The organism is Secundilactobacillus sp. MJ173, assembly GCF_059704265.1.
Genome location: NZ_BAAKGN010000060.1, coordinates 75,192 through 90,465 on the forward strand (window position 1 = coordinate 75,192; position 15,274 = coordinate 90,465).

General features: G+C 43.0%; 15 protein-coding genes. All 15 read right to left on the minus strand.

The window, feature by feature from the left end; translation table 11 throughout:
- The gene (gene lgt / locus AC6H04_RS09390; RefSeq protein ID WP_497571415.1) at positions 1–855 is read right to left on the minus strand and encodes a prolipoprotein diacylglyceryl transferase; all 855 of its coding nucleotides are present in this window, start codon (positions 853–855) and stop codon (positions 1–3) included.
- A 38-nt stretch (positions 856–893) separates the two neighbouring features.
- Positions 894–1,832 (minus strand): HPr(Ser) kinase/phosphatase, encoded by a 939-nt coding sequence (hprK, locus tag AC6H04_RS09395; protein ID WP_497571416.1) that lies wholly within the window; start codon positions 1,830–1,832, stop codon positions 894–896.
- Between the two features lie 214 nt (positions 1,833–2,046).
- Complete coding sequence (locus AC6H04_RS09400) at positions 2,047–2,406, minus strand: phage holin family protein (protein ID WP_497571417.1); 360 nt, start codon at positions 2,404–2,406, stop codon at positions 2,047–2,049.
- Positions 2,407–2,415: 9 nt separating this feature from the next.
- On the minus strand, positions 2,416–2,709 hold the full coding sequence (locus AC6H04_RS09405) for a PspC domain-containing protein (RefSeq protein ID WP_497571418.1): 294 nt from the start codon (positions 2,707–2,709) through the stop codon (positions 2,416–2,418).
- Between the two features lie 202 nt (positions 2,710–2,911).
- The gene (gene phoU / locus AC6H04_RS09410) at positions 2,912–3,574 is read right to left on the minus strand and encodes a phosphate signaling complex protein PhoU (protein WP_497571419.1); all 663 of its coding nucleotides are present in this window, start codon (positions 3,572–3,574) and stop codon (positions 2,912–2,914) included.
- Between the two features lie 18 nt (positions 3,575–3,592).
- Positions 3,593–4,348 (minus strand): phosphate ABC transporter ATP-binding protein PstB, encoded by a 756-nt coding sequence (pstB, locus tag AC6H04_RS09415; RefSeq protein WP_497571420.1) that lies wholly within the window; start codon positions 4,346–4,348, stop codon positions 3,593–3,595.
- Positions 4,349–4,357: 9 nt separating this feature from the next.
- The gene (gene pstB, locus AC6H04_RS09420) at positions 4,358–5,134 is read right to left on the minus strand and encodes a phosphate ABC transporter ATP-binding protein PstB (protein WP_497571477.1); all 777 of its coding nucleotides are present in this window, start codon (positions 5,132–5,134) and stop codon (positions 4,358–4,360) included.
- Positions 5,135–5,224: 90 nt separating this feature from the next.
- Positions 5,225–6,109, minus strand: coding sequence for a phosphate ABC transporter permease PstA (pstA, locus tag AC6H04_RS09425; RefSeq protein ID WP_497571421.1), 885 nt, complete (start codon positions 6,107–6,109; stop codon positions 5,225–5,227).
- The gene (gene pstC / locus AC6H04_RS09430) at positions 6,106–7,032 is read right to left on the minus strand and encodes a phosphate ABC transporter permease subunit PstC (protein ID WP_497571422.1); all 927 of its coding nucleotides are present in this window, start codon (positions 7,030–7,032) and stop codon (positions 6,106–6,108) included. The genes pstA and pstC overlap by 4 nt, the downstream gene beginning before the upstream one ends.
- On the minus strand, positions 7,025–7,912 hold the full coding sequence (locus AC6H04_RS09435) for a phosphate ABC transporter substrate-binding protein PstS family protein (RefSeq protein ID WP_497571423.1): 888 nt from the start codon (positions 7,910–7,912) through the stop codon (positions 7,025–7,027). Before AC6H04_RS09435 ends, pstC begins: the two co-directional genes overlap by 8 nt.
- A gap of 184 nt (positions 7,913–8,096) precedes the next feature.
- On the minus strand, positions 8,097–9,479 hold the full coding sequence (gene pnpS, locus AC6H04_RS09440) for a two-component system histidine kinase PnpS (RefSeq protein WP_497571424.1): 1,383 nt from the start codon (positions 9,477–9,479) through the stop codon (positions 8,097–8,099).
- Positions 9,472–10,182 (minus strand): response regulator transcription factor, encoded by a 711-nt coding sequence (locus AC6H04_RS09445; protein ID WP_497571425.1) that lies wholly within the window; start codon positions 10,180–10,182, stop codon positions 9,472–9,474. The genes pnpS and AC6H04_RS09445 overlap by 8 nt, the downstream gene beginning before the upstream one ends.
- 9 nt (positions 10,183–10,191) lie before the next feature.
- On the minus strand, positions 10,192–11,346 hold the full coding sequence (locus AC6H04_RS09450; RefSeq protein WP_497571426.1) for a PDZ domain-containing protein: 1,155 nt from the start codon (positions 11,344–11,346) through the stop codon (positions 10,192–10,194).
- A 189-nt stretch (positions 11,347–11,535) separates the two neighbouring features.
- Positions 11,536–12,652, minus strand: a protein-coding gene (prfB, locus tag AC6H04_RS09455; RefSeq protein WP_497571427.1) for a peptide chain release factor 2 whose coding sequence is annotated in 2 segments (ribosomal slippage) — positions 11,536–12,591 and positions 12,593–12,652 — 1,116 coding nt in all. Because the reading frame shifts where the segments join, the coding sequence is not laid out codon by codon here.
- Between the two features lie 146 nt (positions 12,653–12,798).
- Positions 12,799–15,162, minus strand: a complete 2,364-nt coding sequence (gene secA / locus AC6H04_RS09460; protein WP_497571428.1) for a preprotein translocase subunit SecA — start codon at positions 15,160–15,162, stop codon at positions 12,799–12,801.
- Positions 15,163–15,274 lie beyond the last annotated feature (112 nt).

Genomic DNA, 15,274 nt, shown 5'->3' on the forward strand with positions numbered 1-15,274 from the left:
TTAATTTTTAGCCTGCTTGGCTTTTTTTGAATACGGATTACCATCCAAATACATTGAGACCTGGGAACCAAGTCGCCGACGATAAATCATGAGACCAATTGCGCCAATAAACAATACCACGGATAACAACTGCGAAACTCGAATGACGTTAAACAGCATTAAACTATCCGTCCGCATGCCTTCCACAAAGAACCGACCAAACGAATACCAAATCACGTAGCTTAAGAACACTTCACCCTGTTTAAATAATCCTGGACGATGTCGCAGACTCATCAAAACGATGAACCCTAGAATGTCCCAAGTAGATTCATACAAAAAAGTGGGCTGCCGATAAGCACCGTTGATCAGCATCTGAGAAATAATAAAATGCGGCAAGTGTAACCCCTGAAGAAAACTTAAACTGGTAATCTGACCAAAAGCTTCTTGGTTCATAAAATTACCCCAACGTCCAATCCCCTGCGCCATGATGACTGTCGGTGCAGCAATATCGAGCATCAACCATACCGGAATAAAACGGGAGCGACAGAAGAAAAACACGACAATACCGGCACCAATTAGCGACCCATAGACTGCAATACCGCCATCCCAAACGCGAATAATTTCCGCTGGATGCTGTGCATAATATGGCCACTCAAACGCCACATAATAAATCCGTGCTGCAATGATTGCTGCAGGTAGCGCCCACAAAATCATATCATATATATCATCGGAATCAACGTTTCGGCGACCGCCTTCGCGAACGGCCAAAGTGACCGCAATAATAACGGCACTGGCAATAATAATGCCGTACCAGTGAACCTGTATCGGCCCCAAATAAAACGCAATGGGGTTAAGTGCTGCAAGGATTCCCCGCAAAAGTGCCACCTCTTAACTTTCACTGTAGTTATTTTAATCTATTCATGCTTTGAATTTTTCTTGATCAAACGGTTTAAGTTTTGATCAAAGACTTTCGTTGCGTCATAGCCCATTGAGCGAGCACGGAAATTCATGGCTGCCGCTTCAATAATAATGGCTAAATTACGGCCAGTTTTAACTGGAACAGAAATCTTAGGAATCTCAACATCAAAGATTTTCTGAGTTTCCGAACCACTGCCTAAACGATCAAACTTTTTATCCGGCGTCCAGGCCTCAAGGTGAACAATTAGTTCAATATCGGTCTCGCTTCGAACGGCTCCGGCACCGAATAAGTTCATGACATCAATGATACCAATACCACGAATTTCCAAGAGATGAGATAAAATTGCTGGCGCTGCACCGACCAATGTTTGCTCATCTTGTTGGTAAACTTCCACCCGATCATCCGCAATTAACCGGTGACCGCGTTTAACCAGTTCCAGAGCAGTTTCACTTTTACCAACACCGGAATCCCCAGTGATCAAGACCCCAACACCATAGATGTCAACCAACACGCCATGCAGCGACTGCCGCTCAGCTAGCTTGCCTTCTAGATAGTTAGTCATATTACTTAAAACTCTGGAAGTCGTCATCTTAGTCCCAAGAATCGGTATACCTGTCTCTTTTGCTGCCTGAAGTAATTCTTCTGGCGGTTCTAGTTGGGTTGAAATTACAAATGCCGGCGTTTCAGGCTGACACATCTGCCTCATCACTGATAACAGATCTTCGTGACTCATACCCTTTGCAAAAGAAGTCTCAGTAATCCCCAACAACTGAATCCGCTTAGCTGGATAGTAATTAAAATATCCCGTTAGCTCAAGACCCGGTCGTGAAATGTCACTGGTGGAAATTTTTCGGTTTTCCAAAAGATCATCACCGTAAAGGACATCGAGCCGGATGTTTTTAACTAAATCAGCAACCGTTACACTTTCTGCCAAATTATTGACCACTACTGGTACATCGAATGCATGCTCACTAAAGCGCTATCACTTTAGTTTCCCGGTTAGCTATCGGGTTATGTTATGAAACTCCACTTAACTACTATCCTCATCCAAAACCTGTTTAGCTAACACCAGCCAGTAGTGGCTCGCCCTTCTTTCCGAATCCGGTCTTAATGAGAACTGTGAAGGCAAAAATCTAACTTTAACTATCTTAATTACTACTGTGCCCGCGACCTACATAATTGGAGATCACTGCGTTACAAAGCGACATTAAAATGGCAACCAAAAGTGCGGTGCCAAACGAACTGAAGTGAAAATCATTGCCAACCAGCATTGATGTTAACTGTAGCATCACACCATTGATCACAATACTAAACAATCCTAGCGTAACCACCGTTATGGGTAATGATAATACCACTAAAAATGGTTTGACCAGTGCATTTAGAAGTGATAACACCACGCTTGCCAATAATGCAACCCACGGACTAGCAACGTAAAAGCTTGACCTTAAAAAACCAGCCAGTGCCATAAATAACACTGTGTTAATTAAAATTCGAACCCAAAATTTCATATCGACAACTCACTTTTTATCTGTGTCTTCTTCAGTAACATCATGGAGTTCTTTTCGAGAACGTGATTGCTGCCCCATTCCCCAAAATGTCGAGTGATGCATTGTCCCAGAATCCTCTGGAATCAATACAGTGAGCAGCAAGTAAACTAATAAGCCAAATAGGATGTGGCCTGGATAAATCGTCAGGATAACAAAAATAACGCGAACCAAGGTCGCACTGATTCCAAAATACGCTGCTATCCCGCCCAACACCCCGGTCAAAATCCGCTTTGACGATCGCGTTAGTCGGCGTTTGCTATTCATCAAAAAATCACCTCATTTCTAGCTACCGCTTGCAAAGTCAGTGAGCTGTTTAAACCTAACTGAATCCAAAAGTAACTTGAATTTTGCTACTAGAATCATTATACCCACTCAAGTGGAGATAGACAATTCAATCGTGCTTCTACGGTAAATTCCATAAAAAGGCCAGCAGTTATCATTCGACAACCACTAGCCTTAAAATAGCCTATTTCATTAATTTTAATTCAACAATTTGACCGGTTTTAAGATAAACGATCCATTCACCAACGTTGGTTAAATAATCGGCAATCCGAACCAGATCAGCTGCCACGTTGTTATAATTCATGGCAGCAACTAAAACATCTGCATCCGAAGCAATTTCATTATAACTGGCACGCATAATCTGATCCCGGTATGCGATCAGCTGATCGTTAACTGTCACCAACGCTTTGGCAGCTTCCTCGTCTTTATCCACATAAGCTTGAATGGCCTGCTTCACCATGTCAGTGGTTAAATGTCCCATTTCGGCAAGCTGCGTTTCAATCTCAGCGACTCGGGTATTACCTTTAACCTCAATCGTTGCATGAGCGATATTACGGGCATGGTCCCCAGCACGTTCCAAATCAGAAACAGCCTTTAAAATAGTGACCACTTCCCGTAAATCAGAAGTCACCGGCTGGTAAAGCGCAATGATTTCAAAAGATTTGGACTCTAACTGAATCTCACGTTCGTTAATATCATGGTCGTGGTCAATGATTGCCTGCGCTGCCTGCCGGTCGTGGTTAATAAACGCATCAACCGACTGCTGCACCACGTTGCTGACCAAGATGCCCATTTCAGTAAACCCGTTATCAAGTTCATCTAGTTCTTCATCAAATAAGCGTCTCATTGATACCCTCCTCAGGTTTTAGCCAAAACGGCCACTAATATAATCTTCGGTTTCCTTACGCGCTGGATTCATGAAGATTTTCTTGGTGTCGTCAACTTCTATCACTTCACCATCCATAAAGAAGGCCGTTCGATCAGATATTCTTGATGCCTGCTGTAAGTTATGGGTTACCGTGATGATTGTATAATCGGTTCTTAATTTTAACAAAGTCGATTCAATTTGGCTACTGGAAATTGGATCTAGGGCACTCGTCGGCTCGTCCAGCAAAATAATTTGCGGAGAAACTGCCAACACTCTTGCAATGCAGACCCGTTGCTGCTGACCACCAGATAAGGATAGTGCACTTTCATGTAAATGATCCTTTACTTCATCCCAAACAGCAGCTTGTTTCAAACTTGTTTCCACGACTTGATCAAGATATTCGCGGTTCTTCTCACCCGCTAACTTTAGGCCAAAGGCAACGTTATCGTAGATTGAAAACGGAAACGGATTAGGTTGCTGAAATACCATCCCAATTTCCTTTCGTAACGTCACTAGATCAGTCTGAGGTGCATAAATATCTTGGTCACGAAACTTAATGGTGCCGGTAATGGTCACGTTGGGAATTAAATCGTTCATCCGGTTAAGGGTTCTCAGGTAGGTTGACTTGCTCGATCCTGAAGGCCCAATCAAAGCTGTAATGCCACCTTCTTCAAAGGTCAAATCAATCCCTTTAAGGGCTTCGTTTTGGCCATAATAAACGTGAAGATCGTGCGTTTCTAACAATTTAGTCATGGTGTCCTCCTAGCCAAAGTCCCCGGCAACATAGTTATTGGTCAGCTGCACTTTAGGGCTGGTAAAGATCTGCGACGTTTCATCGTATTCCAGCGCCCGCCCCATATTAAAGAATGCGGTGTAATCACTAATTCTAGCGGCCTGTTGCATGTTGTGGGTCACGATAATAATCGTGTAATTTTCTTTGAGTGTTAATAATGTTTCTTCCAATTTGCTCGTGGAAACCGGGTCCAAAGCACTTGCCGGTTCATCCAGCAATAAAATATCCGGTTTGACAGCAATGGCACGTGCAATACAAAGTCGTTGCTGCTGACCACCTGATAACGCAAGCGCACTTTTTTTCAATTTATCCTTAACTTCATCCCAAATAGCGGCTTGTTTAAGACTAGTTTCAACAATCTCATCCAGCTTCTTTTTATCTGTCACACCGCGACGTTTTAAGGCAAAAGTGATGTTGTCGTAAATCGATTTCGAAAATGGATTAGGTCGTTGAAAAACCATGCCGATCCGTCGTCGCATTTCGTAAACGTCGATTTCTGGTCGATTAACATCCACACCGCGATACAAAATTTCACCACTGACGCGGGCAATGCCGTCATTCATCCGGTTCAACGACCTGAGATAAGTTGATTTACCTGAGCCGGATGGCCCAATCAGTGCTGAAATCTGATGTTCAGGAAATTTTAAATCTCCCTCATGAATGGCTTCATTATCACCATAATAAACATGAAGCTGACGTGTTTCCAGCACAATTGGTTGTTGGCTTTTGAGACTGGGATCCACGATATTTCGTTCCAGCCACCCGTCATCCAAACGCGGGCTTGAAGGATTGATCAACATTTGCGTACCTCCTGATAATGACTTTCAGCAAAACGACTACCCTGCTGTCAATCGCTTAAATAATCGGTGACCCACAAACCGGGCAAGTAAATTAAAGCCTAAGACTGAAATGACAAGCACTGCGGAAGCTCCCGAAGAAATTGCTTTGGCATCTGGCATGATTCCTTCCGAGTTAATCTTCCAAATATGAACGGCTAAAGTTTCTGCAGGCCGCATTGGATTTAACGGACTGGAAATATTAAACGGATTCCAGTCGGTAAAATTCAGTGCTGGGGCGCTTTGACCAGCAGTAAAAATCAGCGCAGCAGCTTCACCAAAAATTCGGCCAGCACTTAAAATCACACCAGTTAAAATAGCGGGTAGCGCAGCGGGCACGATGATGTGGAGAACCGTTTCCCATTTTGACAATCCTAGAGCCAGACCACCTTCACGCTGCTCATTTGGCACTGCAGCTAACGCTTCTTCAATGCTACGCGTTAGCAGTGGTAGGTTAAAAAAGGTGAGGGCAAAGGCACCAGAAAGAATTGAAAAGCCAAAACCGAACTGGACCACGAAAACTAAGAAACCGAATAACCCCACGACTACGGAAGGCAATGAGCTTAAAATTTCGATAGCAGTTCGAACTAAGGACGTCACCCAGTTTTGTTTGGCGTACTCATTTAAGTAAATACCAGCACCTAACGCAATTGGAAAAGAAATCAACATTGTTAGAATCAGTAGATAGAACGAGTTGAATAGTTGAATGCCAATGCCGCCACCAGCATTAAATGCTTTAGCGGGAGACGTCAGAAAATGCCAGCTTAGCGCAGGCAAGCCGCTAATAATAATGTAACCTAACAACGCTGCTAAGATCACTACGATAGTGCTAGCTATGACATACAGGGTTGTAATGGCGATGCGATTGCTTACTTTGGAATTCATTTAGACATTGCCCCCTTCCGGCCAATCATTCTAATCACAAGGTTAAAGATCAATGACATTGTGAGCAGAACCAGAGCCAACGACCACAACGCGTTATTTTGCAGCGATCCCATGACCGTATTACCGATACCCGTGGTTAATACTGAAGTCAGTGTGGAGGCTGGTGAAACCAAATTGGTTGGCAGCAAAGCAGCGTTCCCAATAACCATTTGAACGGCTAGCGCCTCACCGAAGGCCCGGGCCATGCCAAACACAATCGCGGTTAACATTCCGGGAGTTGCTGCCCTTAAAACCACTTTATAAATGGTCTGCCATTGCGTGGCCCCCAGTGCCAAAGCTGCCTCTCGATAGTACCGTGGGACTGATTTTAACGCATCTACACTCATTGAAGTCACCGTTGGCAAAATCATCACGAACAGAACGAAGGTACCGGCTAAGATACCAAAACCACTACCACCAAAAACACTGCGAACAGCTGGCACAACAACCGTTAGTCCGATAAAACCATAAACCACCGAGGGGATGCCAACCAATAATTCGATGACTGGCTGCAAGAATTTAGCCCCTCGATGCGGCGAAATTTCATTCATAAAAATAGCGGTCCCAATGGCAAATGGGGTTGCTAACAACGCCGATAATATCGTCACGACGAAAGAACCACTGATCATAGGTAATGCGCCAACTTCTGGCTGTCCCTTTGCATTCGTCACGTTAGGGTTCCAATCTTTACCAGTTAAAAAATCAATGACATTGACGTGATTAGAGAAAAAGGTGGAAAGACCCTTAGAAGCCACAAAAATGATAATTGCAAAAACGGTTACCGTGATGAGCATTAAAGCCAGGAAACTAACCGTTTTCCCCAATCGCTCCAGCTTCGCAGCCTTCGACCGTTTGAGAAGCTGTTTTTGTAATTTATTATTCATGACTTGCCTCCACTTTGTGTACTTTTCCCTGGCCATCTCGAGTAACATTCATATCCGCCATGCTAATATACCCTAAACGCCGAACCAGTGAATTCTGAATTTGTCGAGATTGAACATATTTAATAAATTGTTTGGCTAAAGGTTGAGGCTTTTTACCCGTATACATGTGTTCATAAGACCAGATCGTCCACTTATTACTGGTTACGTTTTGATTCGTTGGTGCAACACCATCTATACTGATTGACTGCACCGACTTATCAACGTAAGAAAAACCAACATAACTAATCGCACCGGGAGTAGTGGCAACAATCTGACGAACCATCCCAGAGGAATCTTGCTCTTGAGCTGCGATACTGCGACGATTTTTTAGACCAAACCGTTCGAAGGTCGTACGTGTACCGCTGCCCTGTGCTCGGTTTAAAATGACAATTTTTTGATTTTTACCGCCAACTTGAGCCCAGTTGCGCACTTTGCCAGTAAAGATATTAATCAGCTGTGTCGTCGTTAACTGATGGACGCCTACTGAGCGATTAACGATTGGCGTGATGCCCACAACCGCCACCCTGTGATCTTGAAGGCGACCCGTTTTAATCCCCTTTTGTTCCTCAGCAAAAACATCCGAATTACCAATATCGACAGCGCCCTCCTGAACCTGACTCAGGCCAGTTCCGGAACCGCCACCCTGTACATTAATAAACGTGCCTAAGTGATGAGTTGAATAGTCTTCACCGGCAGCCTCAACTAGCGGTTGCAAAGCAGTGGATCCCACTGCCGTAATGGTCATGTTTGACTTATTTACTTGCCTCGTTTGATACGCCCAACCACCTAGAACAATCAGGCCAATCAAGAGTAGGCACTCAATCCACCGCTTTTTTTGCATGTTTAAGCCTCCCATTTCATCTTTCAAAAATTAGTATATCGATACAATGTAAATGTAATGTACATTTCTTTGTAAAGATTCTGTAAATATTCCAGATTTATCCCTATACCAATCCCAATCTAGACAAAAAGGACCCTAAATATTCAACAATCTGAATATCTAGAATCCAACAAAAATCGTTTTATTATTGCTGTTTAACGGGGAACGACACGGAGAAAACACTGCCAACGCCACGTTGACTTTCAACTGAAATCTGTCCTTGTAAAGACTGAACCAATTCCAATACAATCGCCAATCCCAGTCCGGTACCGTTAACAACTTGTTTCGTACGTGAACTATCAACACGATAAAACCGTTCAAAAATTCTTGCTTGCTCGTTTTGAGCGATTCCAATACCCGTGTCCGTTACTCTCAATGTCCATTGATGCTGGGTTACTGCATAATCAATGGTGACTGAACCATCTTCACGATTATACTTAATGGCATTAGACACTAAATTCTTGATAATTTCAACTAACTTGCCTTCATCACTGCGCTGCACAACGCCACTAGGTACCTGGTTGACCAGTGTAATGTGTTTAACTGACGCCATTTGCTGCAGTGTGCTCAACTGTTCATCAACTAAATTAAAAATATCGATATCCGTTATTTTCTGTTGAGATATGGATTGCGATTCAATTCTAGAAATCGATAACACATCTTGAATCAACTCAGTCAGCCGTTTACTCTCTCTCTGGATAATATCCAAAAATTGATTTAACGTTTCGGGATCGTCCTTCGCACCAGCTTGTAGTGTCTCAGCAAAACCAGAAATCGCAGTGACGGGTGTTTTCAATTCATGGGAAGCGTTGGATAGGAAGTCCATTTGCATTTTTTCAACCGCGTAAATTTCCGTTACATCGTACAGTAAAACTAAAATCTGAAAGAAATCTTCTGAGGTTGACGTATAAATCACAGATGCTTCCACCCGTTTTTCAGTTGGCATCCCTGGGAGCGTGATAACCTTGCGTTGAGATTCCTTATTAGTAAAAACTTGACCAATCAAAGAAACCAAATCAAATTGGTGAATATCCTGCGTATACGGATGTCGCCGACTGCTGATATCCGTTTGCAAAAATTCAGCCATTGCTGAATTAGCCATTTCAACTTTTCTGTAACGATCAATTACCATGACACCAATGGGGAGGTAGGATAACAATAACCGTAGCTCCTCACCCTGTTGTGCCTTGGCACGAAGAACCTTCTGCTGATGCGTCTGCAAATGATTGATTGCCATAGCTAATTCGTAATAATCGCTATCTTGATGCAACAGAATATGAGCGGGTTCTTCGTCTTTTAACATCGCTTCAACCTTGTGCGTCATTGCAGTTACTGGCTGCTGACGATACCGAACGACCCAGTTAAAAAGGCCCACCTCAATCACTGATACAACTAAATCTAGTACCACTAATTGCATATACGTACTGGCAACGATGCGCTGATTCATCAGTGACTGGGCAACTAGGACAAAGACCAGCATATTAATCGCTAACACGACTAAATACTCTAAACTCACCCGTTTAATCATGTTGTGGTACCTCAAATCGATAACCAAAACCACGCACTGTCTTTAAATACACTGGATGCTTAGGATCCGTTTCAATCTTATCTCGTAAATGTGAAATATGAATATCCACCATGCGTGTCTGACCAGCATAATCAAATCCCCAAACACCTTCAAGCATCTGATCACGCTTCAAAACTTGATTGGGTCGTTTAACTAAATAAATTAACAGTTCAAATTCTTTTGGCGTCAGTTTAACTTTACGTCCATCCACCGTCACGGTCACTGTGGACTGATCAATGACAATGTTACCAACACGCAACTGCTGATTTTCGTTAAACCTGTTTTCTCTATCAGTCTTTCCTTGTGTCCGTCGTAGAACCGCTTTTAATCGCGCTAACACCTCTCTTGGACTGAACGGTTTGGTAATGTAATCATCTGCACCCAGTTCCAAACCGAATATCTTATCAAATTCATCCGTCTTCGCTGTAATCATTAAAATGGGTGTATCAACTTTTTCTTGACGCAGCTTTTTGGTGACTTCCACTCCGTCTAAACCCGGTAACATCAGATCCAATAAAATTGCATCAAAGTGTTTTTTTATCGCCATCTGAACTGCATCAGGACCGTTAGTAGCCGTATCCACTTCAAAATTAGCCTTTTCCAAATTATAAGATAACAACGTTACAATTGCTGGTTCATCATCAACAACTAAGACTCTTTGCATAAGGTCCTCCTAATCTTTAAACATCACAATTCCAATCTCATGCGGTGAACCGTCAAAAATTGCGGTTTCAGTTACTTTTAAATCACCCTCCGGCGTTTGAACTTTAAGGTGACAATAGGTTGGATCAGACAATAAAGCTTCGTAAAAGCTGGTTTCGGAATGTACCGGTTGCTGATTGCAAGTAGTGATGATGTCGCCGACTTGAATATCCATTTTGGCAGCAGGTGTTTCCGGTTTAACTCCTAATACCCGCACGCCGTGATCGACTTGAGAGTACCAAAATGACTGCCGTCGATCGTGCCACCGTGCTCTCAATAGGCAGCCAACGTAACCGATGTAAGCTAACCCCAAAATGACCCACGCAGCGGGTTTATTCAGCAGTGCGATTACGCCACCAATCAGTACCAAAACGCTGAGGATTAACAGAGACTTTGCCAAGCGCTTAAAAGCCATCCTAGGATTCTGCTTGAAAATCGTTAAGTGCAGTCCTAGCAGTAACGGCAAAAATAGCGGCGTAACATGCGTATCGCCAAGTGATAGTACAGGCCAAAAAGCCAAATGTGTACTGATAAAATCTCCTGGGACCAATATCAGGGTTGGAACGACTAACAGCTCGTTAAAGGGATAGCCAGCAATAAGCTTGCCCCGTTTTTGCGCAAAGATTTTGGGTGAAGCAAATCGGCCGCCAGCCCTTTTTAGCCAGCTACTCAGCAGCAATAAAACTGCTGCCAACAAAATCACTAAAACAGCGATATTGACTGGTTGACTTGAGAAGCCAAAATGTCTTAGCGGCGTCAAAATTGGTTGACTAAAACTGGCTTTATCGATCCAGTCATACAATACCACTGTTCCTACAAAAATGGTGATTGGAAGTCGTGAACCCAGACCAAAAATAACCGCAATTAGTGCAAAGACTGAATAGCACACCCACCAACTAATTGGCACTGTCATTCCCACAGCAAATGACACCACTGACGTCACTAGCCCCCAAAAAAGGCTTAATAAAACAAAATGTCGCACCTCAAACTTGTCAGAATAAACCGCACTGCCAAAAGTTCGTCGTTCCTGTTTAATCCGCCGATCAGCTGTCCACCATTCGTATATTAGTCCAAGCCACCAGACTGGTTGAGCTACCAAACTTAATATTAATAATCCCATTGTCATCATCAACACCTGCATTTTCATTATCAGTTTCTAAAAGAAGTATAGCATAAACCTATTGGACCCGCTTTCTTGCTTGAAGATACGCTTCAGAAATCACAATAGCATGTTTGATATATGGTATTAACTAATTTGGCAGTATGAAAAAACGCCTAACTTTAATTTTAAAAAAGATGTTAGACGTTTCTCTCATCAATCGGGGTTCGCTTGCTCCAACTGATATTGCAGGTACGCATTAATGAATGGATCTAAATCACCGTCCATGACTGCTTGACCATTTCCAGTTTCATAGTTGGTCCGATGATCTTTTACCATGGTATACGGATGGAAAACATAAGAACGAATCTGAGAGCCCCAGCCAATATCCAACTGTTCGCCTTCAATCGCTGCTTTTTGCTTTGCTTTCTTTTCCTCTTCCCGTTCATACAGTTTAGCTTTCAGCATATTCATCGCCGTTTGACGGTTTTGAAGCTGTGAACGTTGGGCCTGACTGGCAACCACGATACCCGTTGGTTCATGAGTAATTCGAACCGCTGAAGAAGTCTTGTTAACGTGTTGTCCACCGGCACCACTAGCACGATAAACATCAACCTTTAAATCTGCTGGATTAATGTCGACGTTAACCGAATCATCCAGTTCTGGCAAAACATCAACTGATGCAAACGAGGTATGCCGCCGACCAGCTGAATCAAAAGGTGAGATTCGAACCAACCGGTGAACGCCTTTTTCTGACCGTAAATATCCATAGGCGTTATGTCCAGAAATCAGAATGGTAACCGAACTGATTCCCGCCACTTCACCTGCTTGATAGTCTAAAGTTTCTACAGTAAACTCATGCTGTTCAGCCCACCGCGTATACATTCTCAGCAGCATCGAACCCCAATCTTGAGATTCAGTACCACCTGCTCCTGGATGAATTTCCAAAATAGCGTTGTTAGCATCATAAGGGCCATTTAAGAGGAGCGTTAACCGGTACTGCTGCAGGTTCTTTTTGAGTTTGGCTAAATTTGCTTCCAGTTCACTTTGAACCTCTGCATCTGGTCCCTCTTCCAGCAACTCGACCGCCACAGAAACATCGCCTAACTGATTTTTTAAATCCTGATATGATTCGGATTTTGCTTTTAGCTGATTGGTCTCGTCAATTAACTTTTGCGCCCTAGGCTGATTATCCCAAAATCCAGGTTCAGCCATTTTTGATTCGTTGATCGAAATACTTTCATTCAGGGCATCTAAGTCAAAGAGACCTCCCAAAGCCATCGATTTCACTAGTCATGGCTTTTATATCGCGTTTAATATCACTGAGTTCCATTACCTTACCTCCAAATTAATGCTCTTAAGTTGATCATCAACACTCACAATAGCACATATGTGATTATTTCCTCTAGATACGAAAAATCCGCATGACCAAAGTCATACAGATTTTCAGTTGGTCGGTTACTGAACCGACTAAAGTCTTTAACGCTTAATGTTTTGACGAATTTCTGACTTCATGAACAGACGAGTTGCGTCATAATCAATATCAGCAATCATTTCTTCAAACATCCGGTAACCATCTTGTTGATATTCAACTAACGGGTTCAATTGACCATAACCACGTAAGCCGATAGAAGTTCGAAGTTGATCCATGACATCGATGTGATCAGTCCAATGAGAGTCAACCACACGTAAGATAACGACTTTTTCAAATTCTAGCATTTGTGCTGGATCATAAAGTTGCTTTTGTTTAGCTTGATAAACATCATCAGCTAAGCCCTTAAGCAATTCCTTAATCTGATCAGCATTCTTGTTTTTAAGATCATCTAACTTAATCTGATCAGGACTGACAATTGCAGAAATTGCAAAGTCCAGAATCGTGCTTAAATCCCAATCTTTCTGCTCACCTTGCGTATGGAGGTTAACAACACGATCGATAGTCCGGTCAAACATTGGCTTGATAACCCAACGTAAGGACTTATCTTCATTAATCACTTCATTACGCTGGTTGTAGATAACCTCACGTTGTGCACGCATCACGTCATCGTACTGCAAGACGTTCTTACGTGAATCGTAGTTGTTACCTTCAACCCGCTTTTGAGCAGATTCAACTTGACGACTGATCATCCGGCTCTTAATCACCGCATCATCACCTTCAACGTTCATCCGTTCAAGGAAGCCCTTAACTCGATCAGTACCGAAACGGCGCATCAAATCATCTTCAAGCGACAGGTAGAACTGTGTCAAACCTGGGTCACCTTGACGACCAGAACGGCCACGAAGCTGGTTATCAATACGACGAGATTCATGTCGTTCAGTCCCCAGCACAACTAAGCCGCCCAATTCACGAACGCCGGGTCCAAGCTTGATATCGGTCCCACGACCAGCCATGTTAGTAGCAATCGTAACGGCGCCACGTTGACCAGCGTTCATGATGATATCAGCTTCCTTAGCATGGTTCTTAGCGTTTAAGACCACGTGAGGAATATTAGCCTCATCCAGCAACTGAGAAATGTACTCAGATGTTTCAACTGCCACAGTACCAACCAAGATTGGCTGGCCCTTTTCGTGCAATTCTTTAATCCGGTCGGCAACCGCGTTAAATTTAGCTTCCAAAGTTGGGTATAAAACATCTGGTTCATCAATCCGAATAACGGGTTTGTTAGTTGGTACTGAAATAACTTCCATGCTGTAGATCTCACGGAATTCTTCAATTTCAGTCCGAGCAGTACCCGTCATACCAGCTAACTTATCGTACATCCGGAACATGTTTTGATAGGTAATGTTAGCCATGGTCTTGGATTCTTCTTGAATGTCCACGCCTTCCTTGGCTTCAATCGCTTGGTGCAAGCCATCAGAATAACGACGGCCTTCCATGACACGACCGGTAAACGAATCAACGATCAAAACTTCGCCATCGGAAACCACGTAATCCTTATCACGAAGCATAATGAAATTAGCTCGTAAGGCTTGGTCCAAATGGTGGGTCAAAGCAGTATTATCAGTATCAAAAAGGTTTTTCAGGTTGAAGTACTTTTCAGCCTTTGCGATTCCTTCTTCAGTCAACGACACACTCTTAGACTCCAAGTCGATCTTGTAATCAGTGTCCTCGTGTAACGTCTTAGCAAAACGGTCAGTCCGTTGATACAACTGCGAAGTGCCTTCAGATTGACCAGAAATGATCAGTGGTGTCCGAGCTTCATCAATCAAGATTGAATCCACTTCATCGACGATGGCAAAGTTCAGTGGCCGCTGTACCATGTCTTCCTTATAGACAACCATGTTATCACGCAGATAATCAAACCCAATTTCTGAGTTGGTTGAATAAGTGATATCACAGTTATAAGCTGCCCGCTTTTCTTCGGGTGATTTTTCGGTTAAGTTCAAGCCAACGCTCAAGCCCAGCCAGTTGTATAATTCACCCATTTCTTCAGCATCACGAGATGACAGATATTCGTTAACCGTCACAACGTGAACCCCCTTACCTGACAATGCATTCAGGTAAACAGGCATGGTTGCGGTCAACGTCTTACCTTCACCAGTTTTCATTTCAGCGATGTTACCCTCATGAAGCACAATACCACCCATAATTTGAACGTGGAACGGGTATAAGCCAAGCACTCGCTTAGCCCCTTCACGCGCAACGGCAAAGGCTTCTGGCAATAAATCGTCTAGGGTTTCGCCATCTTGATAACGTTTTTGAAATTCTGGAGTTTTTGCTTTTAAATCATCATCAGATAAAGCTTCGTACTCTTTAGAGTAGCTATTAACCTGATCTGCAATTTTGCTGATTCGTCGAAGTTCTCGTTTATCACTTTCGACCCAGCGTTTTAAAAAGTTAGCCATTCTTGATTCCCTTCTGTTAATGTGTTCTCAATTATTATCATTCATTTGATTGCATACCATCAACTAGTCTAACATTTATATGCGTTTTTTAAAACTCATCTGATAAGTATAT